We start from the raw sequence: 13,214 nt of genomic DNA on the forward strand, positions 1-13,214 counted from the left end.
TTTCTCCTGTCAACCAGTCCAATAAAGCCGCCCGTCCCTGCGCGCAAATCCCGACGGAGCGGCCTCGCCCCGTGGTCCGCCAAGACCCTGATCGGGGCGTCCGAAATAATAGCCCTGACCATACTGCACGCCCAGGCTTTTCAGCAATTCCGCCGTGCCCGCATCCTCGATCATTTCGGCGATCATGCTGATCTTAAGATCCTTGCACAATTGCGCGATGGCCTTCAGGAAGGGAATGTCCTTGGGCTGCTTGAGCACATGCTGCACATAGCTTCCATCGATCTTCACGAAATCGACTGTCAGCGCGCGCAGATAGTGGAAGGCGGCGGAACCTGCTCCGAAATCGTCCAGGCATACCGGATGGCCGCGCTTTCGCAGCTCTTGCAAGCGGGCGTTGACGGCGGCAAGGTCTCGCACTTCCGAGGATTCCGTCATTTCGAACAGAAGGCGGCCCCGATAAGGCGGCGCCGCATCCAGCGCGCCATACAGGCTTTTCATGAATTGGCCGTCGGACAGCGAATGGCCCGACAGATTGACCGCCAAACTGACGGCCGCGTCTCCCATGAAATTGCGGTGCAACAGATCGATCACACGCTCATAGATCGCCTTGTCCAGAAGGCCGATCAGGCCGGTGTCCTCGGCGAAGGTAACCAAGCGGAAGGGCGATTCCTCACCCGCCTCAGTGCTTCTCAGGCGGGCCAGGCTTTCGAAATGATGAATGACATGGCTGCCCAGGGAAACCACGGGCTGATAGGCCAAGTCGAAGCGGCCCTCGCCGATCAGGGACTTCAACAGCCCCATTTCGCTGACCGTGGCCGACAACTGGCCATGCACGCCCCGGCTTAGGGCTTCGACGGTGAAGGCCGATCCTTCCTGGCGCGAGAATTGATTGATGGTGTAGACCAGCGCTTGGGCCGCTTCCTCGTCGCTGATGCCCGAGGCGTCCAGATCCAAGGTGGCCAGATTGACGCCCATCGTCTGACCTTCTGGCAAACTGCGTCCGGCCAGCTCGGCGATTTTGCGCTTCAGTTTGTTCTGGTCCAGCGAGCTGTCGTGGACAAGGCCGAATTTGGTGTCGGACAGCAAGCCCGCCGATTCGCCGCCCACCGAATGGGCGCGCAGAAGCTGGGCCAGATCGTGCTTGAAGGCCTGGGCGGCTTCTGGGCCTTCTTGCTGCGCCAGCGCCTTGACCTCGGGCAAATCCAGCAAGGTCAGGCCGTAAGTCAGGCCCGCTTGCCCGGCCTCGGCCAGCCTGGATTGGGCGATGCGCGCAAAATCGTCGCGATCGGGAAGGGCGGTTCGCTGGCTTGCCGGGGACACTGGGGGTTGAAGCGCAGGCGGGCGGTTCGCCAAGGCCAAAAAGAGATGGCCGTCGAAGTCTTCGGGAATCCGATAGCCCGAAAGCCAAATCGAATGGCGGCCGCCATCAGGCAAAACGATGTCGAAGGCGATGGCCGACAGCCGCCTGCCCTGGCGCATGCGCTCCAGCGCTTGCTCCAGCCTGGGTTTGTCGGCTTCTTGAAAAAGGGAGGAGAGGGAGCTGCCCTCAAGCGCCTTGGCGCCGCGTCCCGCCAGCGCTCTGGCTTGCCCGACGGCGAAGACGACCTGGCCGTCTTGCGTCGCTTCCAAGAGCAGATCGGCCCCCGCCAAGGCCAGGGCCAGAAAGCGATCCCTGGTCTGGCGAAGATGGTCCGCCAGCGGTTCGCTATTGTCTGACGTGCTGGTCAGGCCAACACTCCGTCGTAAAGGTCGGTATAGAATTTTGCCGCCGTCGAGGCGGCGTTCGCCATGGCGGGCCATTGCGCCTCGGCGATCGGAGCCTTGCGCAAGACATCCAGCAAACCGTCGTCGGAGGGCTGGGTGCGGTAAAAGAAACTGGCCTGGCTGGGCTTCAGGTTGAGCGTTTGAAACAGCTTGGCGCTGTAGTTCTGGCCGAAATTGGACAAAAGCGCGTTCAGCATGGCGATGATGGCCATGCGCCCGGCGGGCAGGCGCAGCGCGATGTAGTAGTTGTAGGCGACGAAGGCCTGGACCGGGGCGATGGGGAACTGGTCGCGCGGATCGGGGCCTTTGTAATCGGTGGCTTCAAGATCGGACAGCACCCAGCGCCAATTGTCGCGCACGCGCTCGGCGTGGCGCAAAAGATAATCGCGCACGTCCTCCATGCCGATCGGGCACTGGGCCGCGGCCAGCGCCGAGACGTTGGGCGCCTCATGGCTGATGTGAAAAAGGGTCAGCAGAACCCGGTGGTAATCGGGCAGCGTGACCTGCCCGGCCAGAACCCGGCGGCACAGACGGTTGTCCGGAAACGCCAAGGTGGCGTCGGTAATCGCCTTCAAGACATCGTCAATCCCGGCCATTCAATTCGCCCCTCTCATCTCAAGCGCCAAGCACATAAACGCCCGGCGCATCCGAAATCGGCGGATAGCCGACCTTGCCGTTCCCCATCGGCGGCGGGGGCATGGTGCCTGAAGAATGGGCACTTATCCAGCCCTCCCATGCGGGCCACCAGGACCCTTCGAAGCGGGGGGCCTGGGCCGCCCAGCTATCCGGGTCGATGAACTTGTCCTGATCCTTGCGGGTCGCCATCTGGAAGCTGCGCCTGGAATGGCCCGGCTCGCTGACGATGCCCGCATTATGGCCGCCCGAGGTCAGCAGGAAGGTGACGTCGGTATCGGAAAGGATGCCGATCTTGTAGACGGATTTCCAGGGCGCCACATGGTCCTTGGTGGTGCCGACGGCGAAGATGGGACAGCGGATGTCGGTCAGGGCCACCGGCTTGCCATCCACCATCAACCGGCCCTTGGACAATTCATTGTCCAGGAACAGGCGGCGCAGATATTCCGAATGCATGCGAAACGGCATGCGGGTGGCGTCAGCGTTCCAGGCCATCAGGTCGTTCATGGCGTCGGGCTGGCCCAGCAGATAATGGCTGACCACGCGCGACCAGATCAGATCGTTCGAGCGCAGCATCTGAAAGGCGCCCGCCATCTGCTTGGTGTCCAGAACACCCTTGTCCCACATTTGGTCTTCCAGATAGGTGACCTGCGATTCGTCGATGAACAGCATGATCTCGCCCGCATCCTCGAAATCTGTCTGCGCTGCGAACAAGGTCATGCTGGCCAGCCGGTCGTCGCCGTCGCGGGCCATGGCCGCAGCCGCGATGGCCAAAAGCGTGCCGCCCAGGCAGTAGCCGGCGGCATGAAACCTTTTCTTGGGGACGATGGCGGATATGGCGTCCATCGCCGCCATGACGCCCAGTTGGCGGTAACTGTCCATGCTGAGATGGCGGTCTTCGGGGCCCGGATTCTTCCAGGAAATCATGAAGACCGTATGGCCCTGATCGACCAGATATTTGACCAGCGAATTATGAGGCGACAGGTCGAGGATATAGTATTTCATGATCCAGGCGGGCACGATCAGGATCGGCTCGGCCTTGACCTTGGAGGTGGTGGGAGCGTACTGGATCAACTCGATCAGCTCGTTCTTCAGCACGACCTTGCCCGGCGTGACCGCGACCGCCGCGCCCGGCGCGAATTCATGGGCGCTGTCGGGCCTCGACCCGCTTTGCGCGCGCTCCAGATCGTCCAGGAAATAACGATGGCCGCGCACCAGATTCTGCCCGCCTTCCTTGATGGTGGCCGCGATCACGTCGGGATTGGTCAGCAGGAAATTGGAGGGCGCCATCATGTCGAGAATCTGGCGGGCGGCGAAGGAAACCACGTCCTCGTGATGCTTGGACAGGCCGCTGACCCCGGTGGTGGCATAGTGCCACCATTGCTCGGCCAGCAGGAAATTCTGCACGAAGAGATTGAAGGGCCATTGTTTCCATTGCTCGCTGGCAAAGCGCCGGTCGTTGGCCAGCGGCGCGATGAAAGCACCTGGGTCCTTGCCCTCGGCCAACTGGCGGGCGGCATGGGTCAGAAAGGTCATGGTCTTGGCCGCCGCGTTCTCGCCCAGCTCGCTCATCTTGCCTGCCGAACTGGCGAAATGGATCAGCCAGTCCAGATAGGCCAAGGTCAGGGAGGCTGGCGACAGGCCCAGCGTGAAGCGGCTTTGCAGCGCCCGGATCATGCGGTCGATGGCCTGGGTGTTACGTCCCCAGCGGGCGGGATCGGTAGGCGGCAACGGCGGCGGAACGATGGCGGCTGGCGGTGCGGACGGGGGCTTGGGGGGCGTGGGGGCGGGGCTGCGGGCCGGTTTGGCGCCCGGCTTCAAGGCTGGTTTGCGGGCCATGGGGGCGAACCTTCTTGTTCTTCAAGGAATTGCTTGATCAGTATAGCCGATTTCTCCCCGAGAAGGTTGCAAAACTTGCGAAAAGCGGCGTATAGATCACCCTTTGCAGTCGCTTGGACATGAGGATCAAGACAATGGGCGGGAAATGGACCCCGGACAGTTGGCGGGGCAAGCCGATCGTGCAGGTGCCGGACTATCCGGACATCCTGGCGCTGGAGCGCGTCGAAACCACGCTCAAGAACTATCCCCCGCTGGTCTTCGCGGGCGAGGCCAGGCGCCTGAAGGCCGCCTTGGCCAAGGTGGCGGCGGGCAAGGCGTTCTTGATGCAAGGCGGCGATTGCGCCGAAAGTTTCGCCGAATTCCATCCCAACAACATCCGCGACACGTTCCGCGTTCTATTGCAGATGGCGGTGGTCCTGACCTTCGGCGGCGCCTTTCCGGTGGTCAAGGTCAGCCGCATGGCGGGCCAGTTCGCCAAGCCGCGCTCGTCGAACACCGAAACGGTGGATGGGGTGACGCTGCCTAGCTATCGCGGCGACATGATCAACGGCCCCGACTTCACGCCCGAATCCCGCACGCCCGATCCCGAACGCATGCTCCGCGTCTTCAACCAATCGGCGGCGACCATGAATCTGCTGCGCGCCTTCTCGCAGGGCGGCTATGCCGATCTGCACAAGGTGCATCAGTGGACGCTGGGTTTCGTGGCGGGCAGCCCGCAGGGCGAGCGATACCGCGATCTGGCCAACCGCTTGGATGAAACGCTGGCTTTCATGGAGGCTTGCGGCATCACCTCGGAAACCACGCCGCAAATCCGCGAGACCGATTTCTTCACCTCGCACGAGGCGTTGCTGCTCAATTACGAACAGGCGCTGACCCGTGTCGATTCCACCACCGGCGACTGGTACGACTGTTCGGCCCACATGCTGTGGATCGGCGAGCGCACCCGCCAGCCCGACGGGGCGCATATCGAATTCCTGCGGGGCGTCGGCAATCCGCTGGGCGTCAAGGTGGGTCCCAAGGCTTCCAGCGACGAATTGCTGCGCCTGATCGATTTGATGAATCCGGCCAACGAGCCGGGCCGCCTGACCTTGATCACCCGCATGGGGGCCGAGCAGATCGCGCAAAGCCTGCCGCCTTTGATCCGCGCCGTCGAGCGCGAGGGCAGAAGCGTGGTTTGGTGCTGCGATCCCATGCACGCCAACACCATTTCGACGGCTTCGGGCTACAAGACCCGCGTCTTCGACCGCATCTTGGACGAGGTGAAACGCTTCTTCCAAATCCACAAGGCGGAAGGAACGCATGCGGGCGGCGTGCATTTCGAGCTGACCGGCCAGGAAGTGACCGAATGCGTGGGCGGCGCCCAGGCCATCACCGAAGCCAGACTGTCCGACCGCTACGAAACGATGTGCGATCCCAGGCTCAATGCCAGCCAGTCGCTGGAACTGGCGTTCCAACTGGCCGAACTGCTGAAGTCCGAGCGCCGGGCCGAGGCCGACCGGCTGGCGGCGGCGGGCTAGCGGCGATGCATCCCAAGGACGCAGAGGTTGCCCGTTTCACCGACAGCTATTTCGTGCGCACGAAGGGCGTGGTCGAGAAGTTCGGCGACTGCGCCGTCACCTACGCTATCTTTCTGCGCCGTCCCTGCGTGGCGGCCCCCCGTCTGGCCGTCGACTGGCTGCAAGAAATAGCCAAGGCGCGCGGCACGCGCTTTCAGATCGACCTCAACTTCGCCGAGGGTGACTGGGTGGGTGCCGGCGAGCCATTGTTGTATCTGTCCGGTTCGTTCAAGCATCTGGCCGATCTGGAAACGCTTTACCTGCAAAAGCTGGGCGCTTGCTGCGTGGCTGCCTACAACGCCTACACCATGTGCATCGATCTTCCGCATGTTTCCTTCATGGCGATGGACGCCAGACATTGCGCAGGCACCGAAATGGCCGAGATGATGGCCTATGCCGCCTCGGTGGGATCGCAAGCCGCCCAGCGCCAAAGCGGCGCCTCGGGCTTCATCGGCAACGCCAACGATTCGACGGCGCATTATTTCGGGCGCGACAAAGGCCTGGGCACCATGCCGCACGCCTTGATCGGCTATGCGGGCAGCACGCTTAGGGCCGCCGAAATGTTCGTGGAAACCTATCCCGACCAGGACCTAACCGTGCTGGTCGATTATTTCGGACGCGAAGTGACGGACGGGCTGGAGGTCTGCAAGCGTTTTCCCGAACTGGCGGCCAAGGGGCGCATCGGCATGCGCCTCGACACCCATGGCGGGCGCTTCCTGGAAGGTCTCGATCCCCAGAAATCCTATGCCGTTCTCGAGCGGTTCGAGCCGAAATCGATCCGCGGCTATCGCACCGAAACCGAGCTGCGCTATCTGGTCGGCACCGGCGTGTCGGCTGCCGCCATTTGGCATATGCGCGAACAGCTAGACGCGCATGGCTTCGACAAGGTGAAGATCGTCGCCTCGTCGGGCTTCGGCCCGGCCAAATGCAAGGTGATGGCCTATTCAAGGGCGCCCATTGACGTCATCGGCACGGGGTCGTATCTGCCCGAGGTTTGGACCGAGACCTACGCCACCTCGGACGTCATCTCATATGACGGCGCGCCTCGCGTGAAGGTGGGACGCGAATTCCTTTTGAAGAAGCAGGAAGGCCAGCCGTGATCCGCTTGTGTCTGGCGCAGCTTGACCCCACGCTGGGCGACCTGCCCGGCAACCAAGGCAAAATCGTGGCGGCGCGTGATCAGGCCAAGGCGATGGGGGCCGATCTTCTGGTCACCAGCGAATTGGCGCTGATCGGCTATCCGCCCGAGGATCTGGTCAAGAAGCCCGCCTTCCTGAAAGCTGCGCAGGCGCATCTGGAGAGTCTGGCGCAAGCGACGGCGGATGGCGGTCCCGCCATGCTGGTCGGAGCACCCTGGGCCGAAGACGGCAAGCTCTACAATGCCGCCCTGCTGCTGGAAGATGGCAAAATCGCGCAGGCGGTGCGCAAGGTTCATCTGCCCAATTACGGCGTCTTCGATGAAATGCGCGTGTTCGACGCCGCTTCTTTGCAAGAGCCGATCCCCTTCAAGGGACTGAAGCTGGGCGTGCTGATCTGCGAGGACATGTGGTATGCCGATGTGGCGGCGCATCTGAAAGCCCAAGGTGCGGATATATTGATCGTGCCCAACGGCTCGCCTTTCGAATTGGACAAGCCAGGCCTGCGCGTGGCGCACGCCAAGGCGCGGGTTGGCGAAACCGGTCTGGCCTTGGTTTACGTCAACCAGATGGGCGGCCAGGACGAGCTGGTCTTCGATGGCGCCTCCTTCGCGCTGGGGCGCGACGCAACGCTGAAACTGCAAGCCCCCTTCTGGCAGGAAGCCGTTCTTCCTTGCGATATCCAAGCGGGCGGCGATGTGGCGGTGGGCAAGATCGTTTCCCCTCCCGACGACATGTGCGCCATTTACCAAGCCATGATGGTGGGGCTGCGCGACTATGTGCAAAAGAACCGCTTTCCCGGCGTCATTCTGGGCCTGTCCGGCGGCATCGACAGTGCTTTGACCGCCGCCGTCGCCGCCGACGCGCTGGGGCCGGATAAGGTGCATACGGTGATGATGCCCTCGCCCTACACCTCGCAAGAAAGTTTGGAAGACGCCAAGGCCTGCGCCGATCTGCTGGGCATCGGCTACGACATGGTGGGGATCGAGCCGGCCATGCAGGCCTTCGGGCAAATGCTGGCCCCGGTCTTTGTTGGCAAATCCGCCGACATCACCGAAGAAAACATCCAAGCCCGCTCGCGTGGGCTGTTGCTGATGGCGATTTCCAACAAGCTGGGGCTGATGCTGCTGACCACCGGCAACAAATCGGAAATGAGCGTCGGCTACGCCACCTTGTATGGCGACATGTGCGGCGGCTATTCGGTCTTGAAGGACGTTTATAAAATGACGGTCTTCGCGCTTTGCCGCTGGCGCAACGCCAACCAGCCGGAAGGTGCGCTGGGTCCGGCTGGCCCCGTGATGCCCGAACGCATCATCACCAAACCTCCCTCGGCCGAGTTGAAGCCTAACCAGACCGACCAGGATTCGCTGCCGCCCTACGAGGTGCTGGACGGCATTTTGCAGGGCTTGGTGGAAAACGAGGCGACGGTGGAATCGCTGGCGCAAAAGGGCTATGACGAAGCCACGGTCAAGCGCGTGGCCCGCATGCTCGATCTGGCCGAGTACAAGCGCCGCCAGGCTCCGCCCGGCGTCAAGATCACCAGCCGGGCCTTCGGGCGCGACCGGCGCTATCCCATCACCAATGCGTTTAGGCCATGATTTTCATGCACGCCCACTGCCTTGCGCCTCGCCCTTCGAGATGGGCCTTCGGCCCTCCTCAGGGTGAGGCGGAAAGGAAATTCCTCATCCTGAGGAGCGAAGCGTCTCGAAGGATGAGAGGCATATGATTAAAGTTCGTTTTGCGCCCAGCCCCACCGGATATCTCCATGTCGGCAATGCCCGCGTGGCGCTGATCAACTGGCTGTTCGCCAAATCCAAGGGCGGGCAATTCATTCTGCGCTTCGACGATACGGACATTGAACGCTCGAAGCAGGAATATGTCGAGGCGATCCGTCGCGATCTGTCCTGGCTGGGCCTTGATTGGGACGTCGAGGAATTCCAGTCGAAGCGGCTGGAGCGCTATCAGGCGGCGGCTGAAAGGCTGAAGGCCGACGGTCGGCTGTATCTCTGTTATGAAACGTCGCAAGAGCTGGAATTCAAGCGCAAGCTGCAACTGTCCAGAAAACAGCCGCCGGTCTATGACCGCGCCGCGCTGAAACTTTCCGATGCCGAACGGGCGGGCTTTGAGACAGAAGGGCGCAAGCCGCATTGGCGTTTCAAACTGTCGGACGCCAAGGCCAGTTGGAACGATCAGGCCCGCCATCACAACATTGCCATTGATCTGGCCAGCGTCAGCGATCCGGTGCTGGTGCGCGAAGACGGCACGTTTCTGTACACGCTGCCTTCGGTGATCGACGATATCGACATGGGCATCACGCACGTCATCCGCGGCGAGGACCATATCACCAACGCAGGCGTCCAGATCGACCTGACCCATGCCTTGGGTGCGGTGCCGCCCGCCTATGCCCATCTGTCTTTGCTGATCGATGCTTCCGGCAAGGGATTTTCCAAGCGCGAAGGCAGTGCCAGCCTGCAGGAACTGCGCGAGACCGGATTCGAAAATCTTGCCTTGTGCGCCTATCTGGCCCGCCTGGGATCGGCGCATGCTCCCGAACCCGTTCTGTCCTTGCGCGAGTTGATTCAAGGTTTCGATCTGGCCGATTTCTCCCATTCGACGCCGCATGTCGATTTGGCCGAGCTTGAGCGTTTGAACGCCCGGCTTTTGCACCAAATGCCCTATGAAATGGCGCAAGAGCGGCTTGGCCTGGACGAGACTTTCTGGCTTGGCGTGCGCGGCAATCTGAAAAAATTGTCCGACGCGAAACAATGGTGGGACATTCTGCGCCAGCCGGTCGCCCCGGTGATCGAAGATGGGGAATTCACCGAGGTCGCAGCAGGCTTGCTGCCCGCCGAACCTTGGGACGAAGCCACCTGGCCCGCCTTCACGGCGCGGGTGAAGGAAAAGACCGGGCGCTCGGGCAAGGCCTTGTTCCATCCTTTGCGCCTGGCGTTGACGGGGCAGGAACAAGGGCCAGAGATGAAGACGCTGCTGCCGCTGATCGGGTTTGAGCGCGCCCAGGCCCGGCTTAAGGGAACGACCGCATGAGCGACTTGAAACTGCACAACACATTGACGAAATCCAAAGAGAGCTTTGTCGCGCTCGATCCGGCCCATGTGCGGATGTATGTCTGCGGCCCCACCGTCTATGACCGCGCCCATATCGGCAATGCGCGCCCCGTCATCGTGTTCGACGTGCTGGCGCGCCTGCTGCGCAGGCTTTATCCGCGCGTGACTTACGTGCGCAACATCACCGACGTCGACGACAAGATCAACGCCAAGGCCAAGGCGTCAGGCCGTCCCATCGCCGAGATCACGGCCGAAACCACGAAGCTGTTCCATGAAGACATGGCGCTGCTGGGCGCATTGCCGCCCGACATCGAACCGCGCGCCACCGCCCATATCGCCCAGATGATCGCCATGATCGGGCGCCTGATTGACGAAGGCCACGCCTATGAAGCCGAGGGCCATGTGCTGTTTCACGTCGCCAGCATGGAAGATTACGGCAAATTGTCGGGGCGCTCGCGCGATGAAATGATCGCGGGTGCCAGGGTGGAAGTGGCGCCCTACAAGAAGGACGCGGCGGATTTCGTGCTGTGGAAGCCCAGCACGGATGATCTGCCGGGTTGGGACTCGCCCTGGGGGCGAGGCCGCCCCGGCTGGCATATCGAATGTTCGGCCATGAGCCGCGAATATCTGGGCGAGACGTTCGACATCCATGGCGGCGGGCAGGATTTGATCTTTCCGCACCATGAAAACGAAATCGCGCAAAGCGAATGCTGCAACCACGCGCCCTTTGCCCGCTTCTGGCTGCATAACGGCTTCTTGAAGGTCGGCGGCGAGAAAATGAGCAAGTCGATCGGCAATATCTTGTCGGTGCATCAACTGCTGGACGAAGCGCCCGGCGAGGCGATCCGCTTTGCCGTTCTGTCGGCCCATTACCGCCAGCCGCTTGATTGGACCGACGAAGGGTTGAAAGCCGCCAAATCGGCCTTGGATCGTTTGTACCGCGCCCTTGAAGCCGCGCCGAACGCCAAGGCGGCGGCTACCGTGCCCGAGAATGTCTTGGCGGCGCTGATGGACGATCTGAACACGCCGCTTGCCATCAGCCATCTGCATGAATTGGCCAGCGCGCTCAACAAGGCAACCGATCAAAGCGAGAAAGACCGCTGGGCGGGTGATCTGTTGGCGGCGGGCGCTCTGATGGGACTGTTGCAGACCGATCCGACAGGTTGGTTGCAAGGGGCCGGGAAGGAAGGGGTCAGCGAGATCGAGGCTCTGATCGAGCAGCGCATCGCCGCCAAGAAGGCCAGGGACTTCGCTTTGGCGGATCGCATCCGCGACGAGTTGAAGGCGCAAGGCATCTTGCTCGAGGATGGCCCCGGCGGCACAAGCTGGCGTAAGTTATAAGCGGGCCACTTGTTGACCAATATCAACAATTCTGTCGATTAGTGACGAAAACGTGATATATTTGCGTCATGAACCATATGGCGCAAGTGACCGTGATGTCCCGCTTGGTTTTTACGCCCGAGATGGCCACGGGCATTCGTGCGATCGACAACGACAACCGCATGCTGTTCGACATTGCGAACGCATTGGCCGACGATGTGGCGGCAGGACACGCGCAAGACAAGCTAGGTTCCACGCTTGAAGCCCTGACCCGCTATGTCGAGGAACATTTCCGCCGCGAAGAAAAAATGATGGCCGACTGCGCTTACGCCGACCTGACGGCGCATATGCGCGGCCATCAAAATCTGTCGCGCTCGGTTTATGAAATCAACCAGCTCTTTCGCACGCATCCCGATCAGGTGCCCTGGGACCAGGTTGGCGCCTTCGTCACAAACTGGCTGAAGGACCATATCCTAAAGACCGACATGGCCTATGTGCCCTGCATCCGCAATTTCGACGGCACGAAGAAATGCGGGGGTCAGGCCGCCATCCAGCCCATTACCATGCATGTGGTTCCCAGCCGGGCAGACCTGCTGTTCCGCTGTTCAAATCTGCTGATGGAAGACGGCGAAGCGGCCAAGCGGCTGGAAGAAGCGGTGGCCGCCATCGAGGCCGCACAACCCCCACCCGGTTGACAACAATTGGTTGACGAATGGGCGTCTTGCCGCGCAATTTAGCGCGCATGAACAAGACGTCACGCCCCCTTGAGCCTGCCGAACGCCTTGACTGGTTGCGCCTGAGCCGCTCCGAGCGGGTGGGGCCGGTCACGTTTCACCGATTGATCGAACGTTTCGGCACGGCATCTGCCGCCCTGGCCGCCCTGCCGGATTTGGCCAAGCGCGGCGGCAAGCAAAGCGGCTTTAAGGTCTGCGCGAAGTCGGAGGCCGAAAAGGAACTGGCGGCGGCAAGCCGATTGGGCGCGCAAGTCGTCGCTTGGTGCGAGCCTGCCTATCCGGCTTGGCTGAAAGCCACGGAAGATGCGCCGCCGCTTATTTGCGTGCTGGGCAACCTGCATCTTTTGCAAAAGCCGATGGTGGGAATCGTCGGCGCCAGGAACGCCTCGATCAATGGGCGGCGTTTCGCCAAAAGGCTGGCCGAAAGTCTGGGGGCGGCGGGCATCGTGGTGGCTTCGGGCATGGCGCGCGGCATTGATGGTGCTGCCCATGAGGGCGCTTTGGCCAACGGCACCGTGGCGGTGCTGGCGGGCGGGGTGGACAATATTTATCCCCCCGAACATGCCGATCTCTATCGGCGCATCGTTGATGCTGGAGCCGTGATGAGCGAAATGCCGCCCGGAACCGTGCCCCAAGCCAGCCATTTTCCCAGACGCAACCGCATCGTATCGGGCTTGTCGCTGGGCTTGGTGGTGGTCGAGGCCGCCGCCAAGTCAGGATCCCTGATCACCGCCCGTCTGGCTGCCGAACAGGGCCGCGAGGTTTTTGCGGTGCCCGGCCATCCCGACGATCCCAGGGCGCATGGCCCCAACCGGCTGATCAAGGACGGGGCCTGTCTGGTCAGCGACCCCCAGGACGTACTGAGCGTGGTAACCGCCCTTTTGCGACGCCCGCTCTCGGAACCGGCGCAAAAAGACCTGTTTGACCCACCGACGGCCAGCCTGATGGCTGGCGAGCTGGACCGGGCGCGGGAAGAAATCCTTGCGATTCTAGGGCTTTCGCCGGTTTCAGTTGACGAAATCCTTCGCGAGTGCCATTTGTCGCCCCCCGTGGTGGCCACTGTTCTGCTGGAATTGGAACTGGCAGGCAGGCTGGAACGCCACCCCGGTAACCGCGTCGCCCGGCTGGCGGACGCATAATTATATAGACTCGGGGTCAAGCACCGTC

10 protein-coding genes are annotated in these 13,214 nt (G+C 62.0%); 7 read left to right on the top strand and 3 right to left on the bottom strand.

Annotated features, from left to right (window positions below; all coding sequences use genetic code 11):
• Positions 1-9: 9 nt before the first annotated feature.
• Genes HQL44_06865 through HQL44_06875 form a run of 3 tightly spaced genes read right to left on the bottom strand, consistent with a single transcriptional unit; the run spans position 10 to position 4,236 of the window.
• Complete coding sequence (locus HQL44_06865) at positions 10-1,800, bottom strand: EAL domain-containing protein (GenBank protein MBF0268297.1); 1,791 nt, start codon at positions 1,798-1,800, stop codon at positions 10-12.
• Positions 1,725-2,360, bottom strand: coding sequence for a hypothetical protein (locus HQL44_06870; protein ID MBF0268298.1), 636 nt, complete (start codon positions 2,358-2,360; stop codon positions 1,725-1,727). The genes HQL44_06865 and HQL44_06870 overlap by 76 nt, the downstream gene beginning before the upstream one ends.
• A 19-nt stretch (positions 2,361-2,379) precedes the next feature.
• Positions 2,380-4,236, bottom strand: a complete 1,857-nt coding sequence (locus HQL44_06875; protein ID MBF0268299.1) for a polyhydroxyalkanoic acid synthase — start codon at positions 4,234-4,236, stop codon at positions 2,380-2,382.
• 134 nt (positions 4,237-4,370) lie between these two features.
• On the opposite strand from HQL44_06875, the gene HQL44_06880 reads away from it, so the two are divergent.
• The 7 genes from HQL44_06880 (at position 4,371) to dprA (ending at position 13,186) form a co-directional block, all read left to right on the top strand.
• Entirely contained in the window at positions 4,371-5,753 is a 1,383-nt protein-coding gene (locus HQL44_06880; protein ID MBF0268300.1) for a 3-deoxy-7-phosphoheptulonate synthase class II, read from the top strand.
• 5 nt (positions 5,754-5,758) lie between these two features.
• Entirely contained in the window at positions 5,759-6,892 is a 1,134-nt protein-coding gene (locus HQL44_06885; GenBank protein ID MBF0268301.1) for a nicotinate phosphoribosyltransferase, read from the top strand.
• Entirely contained in the window at positions 6,889-8,526 is a 1,638-nt protein-coding gene (locus HQL44_06890) for an NAD+ synthase (protein MBF0268302.1), read from the top strand. Before HQL44_06885 ends, HQL44_06890 begins: the two co-directional genes overlap by 4 nt.
• A 124-nt stretch (positions 8,527-8,650) precedes the next feature.
• Positions 8,651-9,973: a glutamate--tRNA ligase gene (locus HQL44_06895; protein ID MBF0268303.1), complete on the top strand. Its 1,323-nt coding sequence runs from the start codon at positions 8,651-8,653 to the stop codon at positions 9,971-9,973.
• Positions 9,970-11,334 (top strand): cysteine--tRNA ligase, encoded by a 1,365-nt coding sequence (locus HQL44_06900; GenBank protein ID MBF0268304.1) that lies wholly within the window; start codon positions 9,970-9,972, stop codon positions 11,332-11,334. The genes HQL44_06895 and HQL44_06900 overlap by 4 nt, the downstream gene beginning before the upstream one ends.
• A gap of 68 nt (positions 11,335-11,402) precedes the next feature.
• Entirely contained in the window at positions 11,403-12,008 is a 606-nt protein-coding gene (locus HQL44_06905; protein MBF0268305.1) for a hemerythrin family protein, read from the top strand.
• 47 nt (positions 12,009-12,055) lie between these two features.
• The gene (gene dprA / locus HQL44_06910; GenBank protein ID MBF0268306.1) at positions 12,056-13,186 is read left to right on the top strand and encodes a DNA-protecting protein DprA; all 1,131 of its coding nucleotides are present in this window, start codon (positions 12,056-12,058) and stop codon (positions 13,184-13,186) included.
• The last annotated feature ends 28 nt before the right edge of the window (positions 13,187-13,214 follow it).

The organism is Alphaproteobacteria bacterium (assembly GCA_015231795.1).
In the GTDB taxonomy this organism is placed as follows: Bacteria; Pseudomonadota; Alphaproteobacteria; order Rhodospirillales; family WMHbin7; genus WMHbin7.

What these genes read in the sequence shown, in the direction of transcription:
- HQL44_06865 (MBF0268297.1), bottom strand. Translation starts at nt 1,800, where the DNA reads ATGGCCCGCCATGGCGAACGCCGCCTCGACGGCGGCAAAATTCTATAC.
- HQL44_06870 (MBF0268298.1), bottom strand. Translation starts at nt 2,360, where the DNA reads ATGGCCGGGATTGACGATGTCTTGAAGGCGATTACCGACGCCACCTTG.
- HQL44_06905 (MBF0268305.1), top strand. Translation starts at nt 11,403, where the DNA reads ATGAACCATATGGCGCAAGTGACCGTGATGTCCCGCTTGGTTTTTACG.
- HQL44_06875 (MBF0268299.1), bottom strand. Translation starts at nt 4,236, where the DNA reads ATGGCCCGCAAACCAGCCTTGAAGCCGGGCGCCAAACCGGCCCGCAGC.
- HQL44_06885 (MBF0268301.1), top strand. Translation starts at nt 5,759, where the DNA reads ATGCATCCCAAGGACGCAGAGGTTGCCCGTTTCACCGACAGCTATTTC.
- HQL44_06900 (MBF0268304.1), top strand. Translation starts at nt 9,970, where the DNA reads ATGAGCGACTTGAAACTGCACAACACATTGACGAAATCCAAAGAGAGC.
- HQL44_06895 (MBF0268303.1), top strand. Translation starts at nt 8,651, where the DNA reads ATGATTAAAGTTCGTTTTGCGCCCAGCCCCACCGGATATCTCCATGTC.
- dprA (MBF0268306.1), top strand. Translation starts at nt 12,056, where the DNA reads ATGAACAAGACGTCACGCCCCCTTGAGCCTGCCGAACGCCTTGACTGG.
- HQL44_06880 (MBF0268300.1), top strand. Translation starts at nt 4,371, where the DNA reads ATGGGCGGGAAATGGACCCCGGACAGTTGGCGGGGCAAGCCGATCGTG.